This window comes from Microcoleus sp. C2D2 (assembly GCF_036702495.1).
Taxonomy (GTDB): domain Bacteria; phylum Cyanobacteriota; class Cyanobacteriia; order Cyanobacteriales; family Microcoleaceae; genus Microcoleus.
Genome location: NZ_JAUBTO010000080.1, coordinates 21,088 through 37,186 on the forward strand (window position 1 = coordinate 21,088; position 16,099 = coordinate 37,186).

Below are 16,099 nucleotides of genomic sequence, written 5' to 3' on the forward strand. Positions count from 1 at the left end.
TAATACCATAGGCAATCTAGATGCAACACAGCTTAGTAGCCTGTAGGGTAGGTCAGTCTTAAGGTTAGTACAAAAAACTCGGGTTTTTCCAACAGACTCACCTTACTAATTTTGCCGACCAACTAATTTAATTTTGTGTTTTTTGAATCGGAATCTCGATCCTAAATTCAGTGCCTTTCCCCACCACCGAGAAACACTTGATTTCACCTTTATGTTTTTCGACAATAATTGAATGGGAAATCGCTAAACCCATCCCCGTTCCCGAACCGATCCGTTTTGTAGTATAGAACGGGTCAAATATCCGCTGCTTGACTCGATCGGTGATACCTGCACCGTTATCAGCAATTCTAATCACAGCGAGAGTACCTTCTACTTCTGTACGAATGCGGATAATTCCCGGATGTTCGAGCGGTTCTTGTAAAACGTCAATAGCGTTAGCGATAATATTCATAAACACTTGATTCAACAGTCCGGCGTAGCACTCCACCAGTGGCAATTGTCCGTATTCTTTAAGGATTTGAATTGCTGGGCGATCGGGCTGAACTTTCAGGCGGTGTTCTAAAATCATCAATGTGCTGTCGATGCCTTCGTGAATGTTAACTTTTTTCATATCGGATTCATCGAGGCGAGAGAAATTCCGCAAACTCCGCACGATATCCCGGATGCGAGTCGCTCCCACCTGCATCGAAGACAGCATTTTCGGCAAGTCGTCTAGCAAGAAATCCAGCTCGAACACCTCTATTGCTTCCTGAAGAGCTGGAGAAGGCTCCGAATATTCATCTCGATACATTTGCAGCAGTTTCATCAGCTTTCCGGTGTATTCTTCTGTGTAGGTAAGATTGCCGAAAATAAAGCTGACCGGGTTATTGATTTCGTGGGCAATTCCTGCTACCATCTGACCGAGACTCGACATTTTTTCTGCTTGAATGAGGTGGGTTTGAGCTTGCTGGAGTTCGCACAGAGTTACTTCGAGTTTGGCAGCTTGTTCTTGCGCTATCCGGGCTGAATCGACGCTTTGAGTGTAAAGTTCCGCTTGATTAATGGCGATCGCCAATTGGTTGCCCACTGCGACTAACAGTTCCACTTCGGCATCGCTCCAACACCGCACGCTGCTAGAAGCGCTACAGCAAATTAGCCCAATTTTACCACTTGATGTTTGAAGGGGAATGTCCAGCATAGAATTGAATCCTACATACCTGAAAAATTCCCGCTCTCCTGGATCGGTGACAGTCTCAAAATCATCGATCCGTATAATTTCCAAATTGGCAATCCGCTGGGCATGAGAACCAGTCACACCAGCAGGAACTACACCCAACAGGGAAGGCAAATCGGCATTTTTCGCCTCGTATTGCACGGCCCAAACTGGCTGCGAGGCGTCTGGCTCATACCAGATAAACAGACACCGATCGAGTTGCAGCAAGTCGCGAATCTGCTGCACGGTTGTTGCCAAAATAGTATCTAAATCCAGAGATTCGCGGATATTGCTAGCTAGCTGGTTCAGCAGCGCTTCCTGCTCCGCTAATTTACGGAATCTCGTTTCCGACTTTTGCAACTGTCTTTGAGCTTCTTGTTGTTTTGTAACGTCCAAACCCAAACCGATTAAGCCGATCGCGTTACCCTCATCATCTTTGACCTGAGTTTTGATTGTCTCCAAATAATGTTCTTTACCATCAGCAAGCTGCATCACTTCTTCAGCATAACAGGGAATATTTTGGCTCCACGCTTGCGCGTCAGATGCCATGCGGTTAGCAGATGCTTCTAATCCCAAAACTTCGGAATAGTGAGATGCTGCTAAAAATCTGGATTCGGGTATAGCCACATCTTCGCAGAAAGTTTTGTTAACTAATAACATCCGCCCGCTAGCATTTGCCATCCAGACCCAGATCGGAGCGTTGTCAATAATTGCCCTCAATGTTTGCTTTTGTGTGGCGAGAGCAACTTCTGTTTGTTTGCGCTTAATCCCCAGGGCGATCGTATCGGCACTTGCCGCCAAAGCAATCAGCGTTGCTTCATTCAACTCCTCGCGAGCAAACAGCGCTATTACTCCCAGCAACTGATTGTCAACAATGAGCGGATATCCAGCAAAAGCCACCATTCCTTCTCGTGAGGCCCATTCTTTGTTTTGGATTCGGGGATCTTCTTGCACAGAATTAGTGATGTGAGGTTGTCGCTCCAGGGCGATTAAACCAATCTTGAAATCGCCGACAGCAATGCGGCTGTGAGCGCCGTCAATGTGAGTATATATCCCCGCGCTTGCTTGCAGTTCCAATACATTTCCGTCTTCATTCAGCGTCCAAATCCGAGCAAAGGCAACATCCAAATGGCGCACAACTGCATTGGCGCAATATTGCAAAGTTGCAAGCAAAGTCTGGTTTTTAGTTAGACCAATTCCCACATCTGCTGTGAATATAGAAAGTTTCAATTGTTCTGCTAAAGCTTGTTCTGCTATTTTGCGCTGTGTAATGTCCGTAGCAGCACCGAGACGCTGCTTAATTTTTCCCTCCTCTGTTCTGCTAAATACTATATTCCGGCTGACTAACCAGTGCCAACAATTGTGCCGATCGCGTACCCGATATTCGTACTCAACAACCTCGCCGTCGGGAGCATTTTCTAAGTGCTGAAAATATTCGGGAAATTTAGCTAAGTCGTCAGGGTGGATGATGGTGGGCAGCAGATTGCTGCCCATGTTTTCAACTTCTGCGCTCGTATAGCCGAGGGTATCAGTGATTTCGCGGTTGCTGTAGACATTTCGCTGCTCGCTTTCGTCGTAAACAAAGAGAAGATTCGGACTGGTATTGGCAATTCGCTCAACAAAACGCTGGCTCTCTTGCAGCGCTGCTTCTGCTTGTTTGCGATCGGTAATGTCGCGGCCGACACCATAGAGCAATTCTTCCTCCCAGAAACGGGTACCAGTCCAGGCTATCCACTTGTAAGAACCGTTTCGACAGCGCCAGCGGTTTTCAAACCCAACGGTATTATTCCCCGCAGCAAGACTTTCAGCTTCTTTTAAAGTAGTTTCGCGATCGTCTGGATGCACGAATTCGAGGAAGAGTTTGCCAACCATTTCTGCTGGGGAATAGCCGAGTATTTTTTCTGCTGCTGGGTTGATGCGTTTTACATAACCGTCAAAACTAAGGACGCACAGCAAATCTAGCGAGAGGCTAAAAAAGCGATCGCCCCCGTCGGGTTCGCTGAATGGGCGATCGTTTTCCGCGAGGGCCCAAGAGGTGTTTGAACGCGCCCATACCGCCCAAAAGACAATATTTGCTATTCCCAAAAATCCCAGGACGATTTGGCGAGCGTAGAAATTATCACCGCTGCCACCTACGAGCCACCCGTTTAACACCAGCAGTACAATTATCAAAATTGAGAATAAACTACCAGCGGCGATCGTCGCTAGACTGATTTTTTTTTCATAGTGGTTGCTGCCTTCTGTCTTTTCTCTTCTGGTGACTGCTGCCGTAATTTTTCTCAACAACAGTTGCACTAAGTTCGAGAATTTAGTGTTTTTTGATTCTTCGATACGAACAGAAGATTTCATTTTTTTACTCTTGATCCCGTTTGACTTCTTGTGACTCAAAATTACAATAAAGATGTTTAAATATTGTAAGATTTTCCTAGCTTGGGAAATCTAGCCTTTTTAAGTTTGCGTAAATCTACGCAACCCGGCAAGAGAATTAAGTGTATTTACGGAATTAGCGAGCAATCTCTTTTTAGCTGGGGTACGCATTTTTTAATTTTTTTGACTCATATAGAGAGTCTATCTATAATACTACGCTACATATTGCTGTTAGTCATTGGACATTTGGCTTAATCTACCTAGTCCTGGACGCAGAACCTAATTATTTAGGCTGCGAATGAAGCAGCTTACCGCGCTCTTAGTAGCGTGTTCTACCACTTTTTTCGTCCAGGAATGACGGGGTTTGATGTCCGAAAATACTGCGTGGAGCGCCCTGGCTGTGGGTTGAACAACCCGGAATATTAGTCAAGTTCAACCCTATTGAATTTGACCATAAATTATGAAGTTAAAATAAAGATAAACTGCTGATTTGTGAAGATAAAATGAAATAAATCTTGGTAGCAGTTTTTCGTTGCACGAGATGTTAGCGCCGAGCGGGCTAATTAGTAATTGGTAATTGGTAACGGGCAATTGGTAATTGATTGCATTTTCAAACACTAGATATAGCAGAAGTCCGATGTCCGTCGGAAGAAGGAAGAAGGAAGAAGCAGTAATAGCAATGGTTTCAGCGATCGAGAATGTCCTAACCGTCGGGCGCGGTTGCTATATCAAACTTGTTCCGATTCATCTGCGGGCGATGGGGGCCAAGGCGCCACAGCAGGCCCAGCAGCTTGGCGACCTAATTGCTGTTGCCGAATTCGCTCCAAATTCCCTGCTGGAATAGAAGCTATAAGTTGTCGCGTGTAAGCTTGCTGCGGTTGGCGGTAAATGCGCTCGGCAGTGCCCATTTCCTCGATTTTACCTTTGTTCATGACGATCGCGCGATCGCTCATAAACTTGACCACGCTCAAATCGTGAGAAATAAAAATATAAGTCAGTCCAAACTCTGTTTGCAACTCCTTGAGCAAATTTAAAACTTGCGCCTGCACCGACACATCTAATGCCGAAACCGACTCATCGCAAATAATAAACTTAGGATTCAAAGCCAAAGCTCTAGCAATACAAATTCGCTGCCGCTGTCCGCCCGAAAACTCGTGAGGGTAGCGCCGCATAAAATCTGGATTTAAACCGACTCTCTCCAACAAATAAGCCGCGCGATCGCGCTGTTCTTTCTGGTTCTTCCCAAAGCGGTGAATCACCATCGGTTCCATCACCGCTGCCCCAATATTTAGGCGCGGATCGAGAGAACTAAAAGGGTCTTGAAAAATAATTTGCATATCGCGCCGCAGCCACCGCAATTTGCGATCGTACTCTTTTTGCATCCGATAGTTAGCCATCCACTGCGATGCCGCACTACTTTTCGCAGGAGGTGTAATTTCTTGACCTTCAAAAAACACTTTACCGCTGGCTGCCGGAATTAATTGCAGCAAAGCTCTCGCCAAAGTTGATTTGCCGCAGCCAGACTCGCCCACCAAACCCAAAGTCTCGCCCGGGTAAACCTCAAAAGAAATATCGTTTACCGCCATAAACAAGCGTTTAGTTTCGCCAAACATTCCCTGCACCGGAAAACCGACTCGCAAGTTATTAACAACCAGCAAAGGCTCGGAAATATTCGGCAGCCGAGGCGGTTTTCCTGTTGCAAAAGCTGGATTTCCCCCGCTGCTGTCGCCGTCTAAATCGGCATTTTTCTGGACAATTACTAATTCGCCGCTAGCATTTGTGGTGACATCCATAAAATCGGAAACTGTCGGCAAGCGGCGCAGTTGCCTCTCGAGAGTTGGGCGACAAGCTAATAAACCTTTTGTGTAAGGATGTTGGGGATTGCTAAAAATTTGTTCGATCGCACCGCACTCAACAATCTTGCCTCGGTACATCACCGCCACCGTATCGCCAATTTCAGCAATGACGCCCAAATCGTGGGTAATAAAAATCATTGCCATGCCTCTAGAGTCCCGCAACTCCCGCAGCAAAGCTAAGATAGTTGCCTGCACGGTTACGTCCAAAGCCGTTGTCGGTTCATCAGCAATTAATAAAGTTGGATTGCAAGAAATGGCCATTGCAATCATCACGCGCTGGATTTGGCCGCCTGAGAGTTCGTGGGGGTAGCGATCGAGCATAGCTTGTTTTTGGCCGTTGACGAGCTGCATCAAATCGCGATCGTCCTCTATAACTGCTTGATTCCCCGCAGCAGCCCGTCCATGCTCTTGCCGCAAAGCCAAACACCGCTGCCTGAGCTCGTCGTCGCCCGGTAGCAGCTTCACCTCTTGCAGCAGAGAAGCAGCTTGGCGCCGCGCTTGTGTCTGCGACACCTTTTGGTGCAAACAAATGGCTTCTGTGAGTTGAAATCCGATCGTATAAACGGGATTTAGCGAACTCATCGGCTCTTGAAAAATCGTCGCAATCTGGCTGCCCCGGTATGTTTGTTTTTCCTTGTCCGGGATTTCCAGCAGATTCACAGCCCCATTGCTAGCGCCGTCTTTTGTCGAATAAAACCAAATTTCGCCCTCGATTGAAGTTGACGAACTCGAAAGCAAACCCATAACAGCCAGGGATGTCACCGATTTTCCCGACCCCGACTCTCCCACGATTCCCAGAGTTTGCCCTCGCTTGACCTCAAAGGAAATGCCGTCAACAGCTTTGACTTTTGCAGACGCATCGCCTGCGTCTGCAGACTGAAATTCAACCTGCAGGTTGCGAACTTCTAGGACGGTTTCACTCATGGAGGTCTATGGCAAAAGTTAAAGGGAGATTAAGTGGATTGTAGCAGGGCCTGATTGAAGGCAGAAGACAGGGGGAAAGTTTTAAGTTGTAAGTTTTGAATTTTAAAGTTTAAATTCTTTAACTTAAAACTCCCAACTCAAAACTCAGAACTACTGGAGTGCCTTCTGCCGGAGAGTAATTTTCCTCAAAAACCGATGACCTCAGTGTCAGCAGGCAGTGCAGTGGCCTCGGAGACCTTTTTAAACACGGTTGCCCGATCGTTTAAGGAATTAGGTCTCGCCTTTCCGGGAGTGGCGCCTTGCAACTGAAGGCGCATTTGACCTTCGGGAGTCAACTCAAAAACAGTCTCAACTGTTTCTGTGCTGCTGAGGCGGACATCAAGGTGCATCGGTTTTTCACCGAGATTAACTTTGTACCTCATTTCTTGGGCGCGGGCGGCTCCGTCCGGGCCTTTAGCCATGAGAAACAATTTGCCTTCTGGGGCAAAGACGAAGGTGAAAGACTGACCCGAGGGGACTGTAACTTGCCATTGGCCTAGGAGTTGCTGGTCGAGGTTGCTAGCGGCCGGGGCCGCTGCTTCGGCAATTATTGGTGCTGCTGCGGATGCCGGGCCGAGGGAGGCGTTCAAACTGGCGAGGATGCCTAAGCAAAGGCTACCTGCGATCGCTTTGCCAATCATTTGTGAATTAGACATGAGACCGAGCTAAAAATTGGTTATTTGTTTTGTACACTGTAACGGTAAAACCGTACTTTGTTTAGTTTAAATCCCTTTTAGGGATAGACATAGGTTGAGGTTCAAACCTGCAACGCACGGACGATCCCCGGACTAAAGCTTGTCCTGAGCTTGTTGGAGGGTCACGGGGATTTCACTTTTTTTTTGTAAAATCCACTACCAATTCGTCTCTAATTGCACAGCTCGCTGTTCTGAGTAGATTGTTCTCAACTCAAAACAGCTAACTGATTACTGCGTGCGATCGCACAGATAATTTGGCACATCGAGGGCATTAATGGTGTTTGATTAATTGCTTTCAGGATTGCGATCGACTTGTTCTCTCGGAGATTCTGTCGGAGATTCCGGCGCGGGTACCTGTGGATTTTGCGAGCGTTTCGTTCGCTCCAATGCCTCGGCGTAAGACCAAGCCACGCTCACAAGAAAAGCTTTCGCCATGCCGGACAAATTTTTTGAATCTTCGCTTTCCGGCGGTTCAGCTTTTTGGTTGCCGTCGTTCGTCATGTTTTTGTTTTCTCCCGGGCAGGTTTTTCTAGCGACTTGTTCGAGTGTGCGATCGATACCCAAAAATTATGATTTTGCTTGCACCCGCACCCTACTTATCTTTGAGGGTATGACCTTGATTACCACAAATAATATCATAAATATACTGATTCGATGACCGCATCAGAAAGAAACCTTAACTTCGCTGGTGGCCCGCAGCACTGACTCTTGCTGGAAAGTGCGCTTGTAAGTTTCAATAATTTCATTAATAGCTTGATTTTTTTCCGAGCTACTTTCATAAATTAAAATAACTATTTTAGAGTTTTCTTGAATCAGAATTCCCGAGCTGTTGAGAAACTGCCCGGAGCCGTCTAATACCGTTAGCCCTTCCCGAAAGCGAGGGGTAATAACGGTCTTGACAAACTCCTGCCATTCTGATTCAGAAATTGTCTCGCCTCCGGGTTTAGTTAAGCCAAAATACAGTTCATCTTTGAGGAGATTTGTTTGCTTGGCATTAGTATCTGAAGTTTCGGGAAGCTGAGCGCGGGCAATTGTCGCCGGAAAAACAGGTAAGATGAACAGCAGACAGGTCAAACCAAGACTGTTAAGATGTTTATTCATCAGGAATTACGCGGAACTTCTATATGTAGGGTGGGCCATAAGTGCCTTACCGCTTATTTCTCAGTCCGCGCGGGCGAAGCCAGCGCTTAGAGCGCTTAGGCGGACGAAAGTTTGTGTAGGACTGGTTTCCACCGCCGAGTCTTATTATTTCTTAGTCCCCCTCTGCTCGGACGAAAGTTTGTATAGGATCGGTTTCAACCGCCGAGTCTTATCGAGAGGTTTTTAACGCGAATTTGATTTAATTTAACATAAAAGGCTTCCCACTCAAAAACCCAGTTTCACATGAGAAACCGGGTTTATGAGCGTCCGTCCTTGTTTATTTATGCTCGCCTACTCGATTGCGTCTGCCGTATTAAGTTGCTCAACCTATTTAAACGTCAAACTTTTCAGGGGTTGAGAAACCCGCAAGGGCAGGCACTCTTGGCGCCGCGCCTACAGCCATCAGGTTGCTGAGTGTTATATTTTTTTAGGTGGAGCTAGTTACCCTTTAATTCGCGGATACTTCTCTTAGCAGTGTCAGTGTACATCTCCCCGAATTCTTTCACGGCCGCTCCTGCCTCTTGCCCAATCTTCTGAGCTCGTTCGCCCGGAGAGTCTGAGGTTTCGCGAGCTTCTTGCCTCCATTCCCGCGTTGTTTGGGGTCTTTCAGGATTATTTAGATCGGCCTTTGAGCTGGCTTGCGCGCCAAAACCTTTGTTGCTGCTTCCCGAATCAACACTTGTTGTTAGCAGCAGAAAACCGACTAGGACAACACTCAAAAAACTCTTGATTTGAAAGCCCTTAAGCAGGGAACTGATGCGAGCAATGGCTGTGGAAATCAAATTCATCTCGGTCATACTCCCTAAGTTGATTGGTGATAATTTTCAACATTTTTTCATCTAATTGACTTGCTCCAAAATCCGCAGCTAACGCGAGGGAAAGCTAACTTAGCTTCAACTTGCCATTAACCACGTAAATAGAGTTATAGGTTAGCGATAAAATTTTGTAAACACGCAACCTATGTGTCAGCCAATTAGCTTTTTTCAACACCTATTTCACACTAACAGCAGCAAAATACTTCTACCTCTAACTAAAGTCATAAATTAGTTAGAAGCAGAAAAGGTTTTTTTCAGCACAAGGTTAGACCATTTTCAATCAATCATGCTATACAGGGCAAATTCTTATTCCAAGCGATCGCCAGTTTTCACGTCAAACCAGTGCAGCAACTGAGGCGGAAAAACCAGCTCTACAATTTCCGAATTCCAGTGGCGGTCATTTGGCAGTAAAGCCCGCACCGTTACTGACTCCAAACCTTTAACTCGGACGCTAACTAAATTTTGCATTCCCAAGTTTTCCACTAAATAAACCTCACCTTTAATTGCCTCTGGGGCCGACAGCTTGCCGGACTCTACATCTGCAAAGCCGACGTGTTCCGGGCGAATTCCCAACACAATTTCTGGCGGCACAGTCGGCATATCTGGTAGTGGAACTCGAAAATCCCCCAACACAGCAAAATTGCCCTGGCATTTAAGCACGAGCAAATTCATTTGCGGGCTGCCCACAAAACCCGCTACAAACTGATTTGCAGGACGGGTATAAATTAAGTGTGGCGGGTCTAGTTGCTGCACGTTGCCGCTGTTAAGAACTGCGACTTTTGTAGAAAGCGTCATTGCTTCGGTTTGGTCGTGAGTTACGTAAACTACAGGAGCTTTTTGGGAGGAAAATAATTGTTTGAGTTCGGCCCTAACTTTTTCCCGCAATAATGCGTCGAGATTGCTCAAAGGTTCGTCGAGCAAAAATACTTCCGGTTGGCGCACTAATGCGCGGCCGAGGGCGACTCGCTGCCGCTGTCCGCCTGATAGTTTTCCGGGTTTGCGATCGATTAATTCCGTCAATCCGAGGGATGTTGCAACTTCCGTCACTAACCGATTGATTTCGCTGGAGGAGATTTTGCGAAGTTTGAGGCTCGATGCCATATTCTCGTATACTGTCATGTGCGGATAAAGCGCGTAACTTTGAAAAACCATGGCAATATCTCGATCGCCCGGTCTCAGATAAGTGACATTGCGATCGCCAATTCTAATCTCGCCCCTAGTTGGCTGTTCCAACCCTGCAATTAACCTGAGCGTCGTAGATTTGCCACACCCCGACGGCCCCAACAAAGTCAGAAATTCCCCTTCGCTGACATCCAAACTAATGTCTTTCACGGGAACAACTTTAGGGCTGTAGGTTTTATTGAGGTTTTTTAGTTGCAATTTTGCCATGATTTTTAAACTGTTGACTGTTGACTGTTGACTGTTGACTGTGTTGTTGACTCGTTCCCAGGCTCTGCCTGGTAACGCATATCCGGAGGCTCTGCCTCCAATTTTCCTCCGTAAGCCAAGGCAGAGCCTCTGGATATCGGTTCCCAGGCAGAGCCTAGGAACCAGTTCAATCTAAAATCTAAAATCTAAAATCTAAAATCGATTTATCCTTTTACCGCCCCGGCAGTTAAACCTTGAACGATGCGCCGCTGGAACACCAAAACCAGCAAAACCAAGGGCAAAGTTCCCAAAACGGTAGCTGCGGCAATCGGCCCGTAAGGAATCTCAAAGACTGACGCGCCGCTGAGTTGAGCCGTGGCGACGGGGATTGTTTTTAGAGATTCGCGAGTCATAAATGTTAGTGCAAAAATAAACTCGTTCCAAGCTGAAATAAACGTCAGAATTCCCGTTGTGACTAACGCGGGAAATGTCATCGGTAGCACGATTTGCCACAGCATTTGAAAAGTGTTGTATCCGTCAACTTTAGCCGCATCTTCCAAATCTTTGGGCAACTGTTGAAAGAAACTCCGCATCACCAAAATTGTCAGCGGCAGATTGATAGCCGTGTAAGGAATAATTAATGCTAAATAATTATTGCCTAAACCCAAAGCTTTGACAATTTCCAGCAGTCCCAAAAATAGCAGCACCGCCGGAAACAGGGTTACAATCGTCACAGTTGCCAGGATGATTTTTTCGCCCCACAGCCGCAACCTGGCTAAAGCGTAAGCTGCCGGAGCGCCTACTGCTAAACACAGCAATGTTGAAGTAATCGAAACAAAAGCGCTATTTAAAATATAAAGAGCAAACGGGCGACGTTGGAAGAGGGACAGGTAATGCTCGAAAGTAATTCGTTTGGGAATGTAGACGTTGGGAATTGCCGAAATGTCCGCATTTACTTTGAAAGAAGTTAGCACCTGCCAGATAATAGGTGCGAGGAAATATGCGACGACTAATATCGCGGAGATTGGCAAGATTAATTGCCGGAGGTCAAAGGTTTTTTGGGTGGGTTGTTCGCGGGCGATCGACATAATTTATACCAATTAAAGGAACGTGCTAAGTTGTTCTGCATTTAGATTTAACTTTGTGGGGGGGCGGGCTTTCCTGCACACCCCACAAGAGTTTCAAGAAATAGAATTGTGGGGCGATAGACCCGGCTTCTACCAGTTTTGCGGACGGTCACGAGAAATATAGCAAGAAACTGGGTTTCTGGGGTGTGCGATCGCAAACTAACTTAACTTCCACCAATCGAAAATCCAAAATCTAAAATCTAAAATTGACTGGCGCGGGCCCTCGATAACAGGTAAGCGGCGATCGCAACTGCTGCCACTAACAGCAAAAAAGTACACACCACCAACGCCGCCCCATACCCAAAGTCTAAATACCTCATTACCGTGCTGTAAATGTAGATAGAAACCGTCTCTGTTCCCCCCGCCGGCCCCCCTCCCGTCATCACCTGAATCAAGTCAAAAATGCCGAAAGCTTGGGCAAATCGAAACAGCAAAGCAATCACAATTTGCGGCATCAGCAGGGGCACAGTAACTTGACGGAAACTCTGCCAGCTACTGGCGCCGTCAATCGCGTGTGCTTCGTACAAATCACCGGGAATTGACTGCAATCCCGCTAGCAAAAGCAAGCTGACAAAGGGCGTAGTTTTCCACACATCCGCTGTAATCACTGCCATCATTGCCAAAGTCGGATCTCCCAACCAGCTAATGCTATTTTGAATCAATCCCAAACGCCTCAAAATGTCGTTAATTACGCCGTATTGGTCGTTAAAAATCCACGCCCAAGCTACTCCCATCAATGCAGTGGGCAGCGCCCAAGGCAGCAAGGAAATTGTCCGCACGATGCCCCGCCCTGTGAAGGATTGATTTAAGACTAAGGCAATGCCCATACCGAGAATTAATTCCAGCACAACAGAGGCGACTGTAAATACTGTGGTGTTGCCTAAAGTTTGCCAGAAACGCCCGTCGCCTAACATTCGACTGTAGTTAGCAAAACCGGAAAAAACCAGTTTTAATTCTGTACCGAGGTTTTGGGTGAATAAACTCAGCCAAAAAGCGCGCAATATTGGGTAAGCAAATACTAGCAGCAGAATTATCAAAGCTGGTGCTACTAATATCCATCCGGTTTTTTGTTCGCGCTGTCGCATCTTGTCTAATTGCATATTGTTCACTTTTAATTTATTTTTGGGCGGGCTCTTCGGCCCACCCCACAATTGAATTAACTTTTTGTGGAACAGGCCGGAAAGCCTGTTCGGGCGGGCTCTTCGGCCCACCCCACAATAAAATAATTCACTCTTTGTGGAACAGGCATCTTGCCTGTTTCTGACAGAGGCAAGATGTCAAATTGTGGAACAGGCCGGAAAGCCTGTTCGGGCGGGCTCTTCGGCCCACCCCACAATAAAAAAATTCACTCTTTGTGGAACAGGCATCTTGCCTGTTTCTGACAGAGGCAAGATGTCAAATTTATGAAGCTTTGGGTTGTTTCAAACTGCCCAATAAATTGCGAGTTTCGCTAGCTGCTGCTTTCATGGCTTGTTCTGCACTCATTCTCCCGGTAAAAGCTGAACTCAAATAACGCTGCAAAATATCAGAAGCTTGAGCGTATTGTGCCAGGGGCGGGCGCAACGCTGGTCGTTCCACTACTTTTAGCAGTTGCGGGTAGTGGGGATATTGGGCGACTATTTCTTTGTTGGTAAATAGGGATTTGTAACTGGGAACTAAACCGGTTTCTAAAATAAATTTGCGCTGGGTTTCCTCGCTGGTAAGGTATTTAATTGCTTTCCACGCTTGTTCTGGATGTTTTGAGGTTTTGGCAATTCCCCAGCCCCAGCCGCCCAAGCAGGAACCGCCTGTTTGACCGATACTGCTGAGCATTGGCTCGATCGCAATTTTGCCTCTAACATTCGATCCTTCGGCATTTGCCAGCTTCCAAACATACGGCCAGTTTCGCAAAAAAAGCGCTTTGCCGTTTTGAAACAACAGCCTGGTTTCTTCTTCGGCGTAGGTGGTGACACCCGGAGGAGAAATGCCCGAGGCGATCGTATTTTTGAGAAATTCCACTGCTTTAATTGCCTCCGGTTTATCTAACCCAACTTCAAAAGTTTCAGGGTTAGCCCAAAAGCCGCCGAAACCCGAGAGTACCTCGACAAACATCGCAGAGACTCCCTCGTATTGTTTGCCTTGCCACAAATAACCCCAAGTTGCTTGTCCCTGTTTTTGCAAGTTTTGAGATATTTTTACCATCTCTTCAAAGGTTTTCGGCGCTGGAATTCCCGCTTGTTCTAAAATGTCTTTGCGGTAATAAAGCATTCCGGCATCGGAAGCGTGGGGAATTCGGTAAAGTTTCCCCCGATACCGCCCGCCTTCGACGTTACCTTGGATGAATTTTGATAGTTGTTTGGGGGGAATTCTGTCTGTCAAATCCCTTACCCAGCCTGCAGCTGCAAATTTGGGAACCCAGACAATATCCATGTTGATGATGTCGTAGGGCGATTCGCCTAAAAGAAAGGCAGATGTGTAAAGATTTTCTATGAGGTTTGTGTCAGAAGGCCCTTCTATGAGGTTGATGCGAATGCCGGAGTTTTTCTGTTCAAATTCTTTGACAAAGGGTTTCCAGTTAACAATGTCTTGGCTTTGCATCAACATCGTGAGCACGACTGGCTGTTGAGTCAGTGCAGGCCGAATAAATAAAAGTAAGACGGCGGCTAATGTCACAGCGAATAACGCTAAAAGACGGGGACGCTTCTGGCTTCCTTGCTGCGGGGAATTTATTTTTTGCATTTGCTTTTGAGAAATGGCGGTGCGATCGCCTTCTTTCTCTCATAACTCGCTTTCTTTTGTTTCGCTGGATTTAGCGAGTTTGTGCAATAAAAGTTTAACTAAACTTTAGCTTACTTAATAATGCTTGAGTGAAAAGTGCAAATTTCGATTTAACCATCTAGCTAGCGAGTTAAGTCAACATCTATCTACAGAGAGATATAGCCTTTCGAGCGTAACATGAGGTGCTCTCGCGGGCATAGGGCATAGGACTCGCCCCCATACCTCACCACGCTTGAGAACCGCTATATTGAGAAAATTCTCTAAGATAGCAGTTGTCAATCCGATGAAATAAAGTAGGGACTTAGGGCTTGTCCATTGGTCTCAACTTAAGACGGAAACCCCTGATAAATATTGCTTTTACCTGAGTCTAGATCCCCCTGGCATCCCCCGAATCGTTGCCGGCAGTAGGGGGCCTGAATCAGGGGCGATCGCACCCTAATCGTCAAACAGCAGACCGGTACTGGGTGTGACATTAAGTGGACACGAAGAAGGGCAATTTCCTGTCCTGCGCCGGATATAGCAAAGGCTGTAACTCGTGTGATTTGCCTTCATACTTGCCCCCCTATTCCACTGTATTCTGGCATTACAAGCAGTGGCGGGCGACAGCAGTCCTCGATCGCATCATGACTGCCTTGCATCCTAGAGTGCCGCAACCAGTCAAAAAAAACCAAAGTGGACAAGGTTGCTAATCCTTGACTCGCAAGCGGTGAAAAATACCTGCACTGCGAGTGTGAACTCCAAAGAGTTTTGTCACTACAAATGCACCAATGGCATCAAACGCCATCTGGCAGTCGATACGCAGGCCTTTGCCTTCTTTACCTACTGCACTCCTGCAAATGTTTCCGACGACCTGAGCTTGATTGAACAGTTAAGCCATAATCTCGACTACTTTCGGGCGCTTGCAGGTCAATATCCCGAAGATTACCATCCTGCCACAGCACAACGCAGGTTGGTGTAATTCTCAATTTCTTGTAGGTAATCTTCAGCCTCCCCTAGCGCGATCGCAAACTCAAAGCCCGTGTAACCGAAGTTCTTCAGCTCTTTCACGTGCTGGATTACAACTTTTGTATACTCGGAGCCATGGGATTTCAGATTAGTTGTAAACATGAAAAAGCTAAGATAGATATCCTTGGAAGCATCTCGCCACTCAGGTTAGGATTCCTTCGTGTTGTATATATCATCCAATAATCCGGGCGCGTTTTGAAAAAAGAATCATTATTGATGCTGAACTTTTTACTAAACGCGCCGACACTCTACCGCTAACTTTTTTAGGTAAAGCTTAGCCTTAATCAGGCTTTACATTCCAAATCTCGCGATCGATTTTCCAGATGTCTTCCTCTTTTTTCATTAACCATAGTGCTCGAAATTTGACTTCCTTAGATGCACTGCCATCTATCGGGTAATTTGTGGCGAGATATGTACCGACGACATAACCAACATCGCCCCTCACTTCGATTTCTTCAGCGATGAAGGTTGGATCGATATTTTGGTTAGCGATCAGAGCGGCAAAGCCTTCAATAATGTCAGGAATTCCGCGCCTTTCGGCTTGATTTGGTGGCATCCAGAGAGCATCGTCGGTGTACATCTTTCCATAACCCTCTAAGTCGCGTCCCCTAACATTTGCTGCATAGACTTCTTCAACTAAAACAGCAGGAGTCCCGCACTCTAACGGTACCCCGTTGAGTGACGGGAGGAATGCGCGTGAGGCGTACCCGCTGAACAAATTATCTATAAACGCAGACCATTACTCACAAGTTAAGCTAAAAGCACTATTGTCAATGAGTAAAATTACTCATCTTTTACCTGTTGACCCAATTAA

12 protein-coding genes are annotated in these 16,099 nt (G+C 46.5%); 1 reads left to right on the forward strand and 11 read right to left on the reverse strand.

The genetic code is table 11. The features are described from left to right. Positions 1-127: 127 nt before the first annotated feature. The 10 genes from QUB61_RS23180 to QUB61_RS23225 form a co-directional block, all read right to left on the reverse strand. A complete protein-coding gene (locus tag QUB61_RS23180; RefSeq protein WP_333132378.1) occupies positions 128-3,541 on the reverse strand; it encodes a PAS domain S-box protein in 3,414 nt (1,137 codons plus the stop codon). Positions 3,542-4,287: 746 nt separating this feature from the next. After that, positions 4,288-6,339, reverse strand: a complete 2,052-nt coding sequence (locus QUB61_RS23185) for an ABC transporter ATP-binding protein (protein WP_333132379.1) — start codon at positions 6,337-6,339, stop codon at positions 4,288-4,290. Positions 6,340-6,524: 185 nt separating this feature from the next. Next, on the reverse strand, positions 6,525-7,034 hold the full coding sequence (locus tag QUB61_RS23190) for a hypothetical protein (RefSeq protein WP_333132380.1): 510 nt from the start codon (positions 7,032-7,034) through the stop codon (positions 6,525-6,527). Between the two features lie 324 nt (positions 7,035-7,358). After that, positions 7,359-7,637 carry a hypothetical protein gene (locus QUB61_RS23195; RefSeq protein WP_333132381.1) on the reverse strand — a complete coding sequence of 93 codons (279 nt, stop codon included), beginning with the start codon at positions 7,635-7,637 and terminating at the stop codon, positions 7,359-7,361. A 99-nt stretch (positions 7,638-7,736) separates the two neighbouring features. Continuing rightward, positions 7,737-8,174 (reverse strand): DUF3574 domain-containing protein, encoded by a 438-nt coding sequence (locus QUB61_RS23200; RefSeq protein ID WP_333132382.1) that lies wholly within the window; start codon positions 8,172-8,174, stop codon positions 7,737-7,739. 476 nt (positions 8,175-8,650) lie between these two features. Then, entirely contained in the window at positions 8,651-9,001 is a 351-nt protein-coding gene (locus QUB61_RS23205; RefSeq protein ID WP_333132383.1) for a hypothetical protein, read from the reverse strand. A 333-nt stretch (positions 9,002-9,334) separates the two neighbouring features. Continuing rightward, positions 9,335-10,417 carry an ABC transporter ATP-binding protein gene (locus QUB61_RS23210; RefSeq protein WP_333132384.1) on the reverse strand — a complete coding sequence of 361 codons (1,083 nt, stop codon included), beginning with the start codon at positions 10,415-10,417 and terminating at the stop codon, positions 9,335-9,337. A 203-nt stretch (positions 10,418-10,620) separates the two neighbouring features. Next, entirely contained in the window at positions 10,621-11,484 is an 864-nt protein-coding gene (locus QUB61_RS23215; RefSeq protein ID WP_333132385.1) for a carbohydrate ABC transporter permease, read from the reverse strand. Positions 11,485-11,723: 239 nt separating this feature from the next. Further along, positions 11,724-12,623: a sugar ABC transporter permease gene (locus tag QUB61_RS23220; protein WP_333132386.1), complete on the reverse strand. Its 900-nt coding sequence runs from the start codon at positions 12,621-12,623 to the stop codon at positions 11,724-11,726. Positions 12,624-12,924: 301 nt separating this feature from the next. After that, complete coding sequence (locus QUB61_RS23225) at positions 12,925-14,241, reverse strand: ABC transporter substrate-binding protein (protein WP_333132387.1); 1,317 nt, start codon at positions 14,239-14,241, stop codon at positions 12,925-12,927. Between the two features lie 721 nt (positions 14,242-14,962). Here QUB61_RS23225 and QUB61_RS40030 point away from each other — a divergent pair. After that, positions 14,963-15,238 (forward strand): hypothetical protein, encoded by a 276-nt coding sequence (locus QUB61_RS40030; protein WP_445300239.1) that lies wholly within the window; start codon positions 14,963-14,965, stop codon positions 15,236-15,238. A 327-nt stretch (positions 15,239-15,565) separates the two neighbouring features. On the opposite strand, the gene QUB61_RS23235 is transcribed toward QUB61_RS40030, so the two are convergent. Continuing rightward, positions 15,566-16,003: a DUF4440 domain-containing protein gene (locus QUB61_RS23235; protein ID WP_333132388.1), complete on the reverse strand. Its 438-nt coding sequence runs from the start codon at positions 16,001-16,003 to the stop codon at positions 15,566-15,568. Positions 16,004-16,099: the final 96 nt, after the last annotated feature.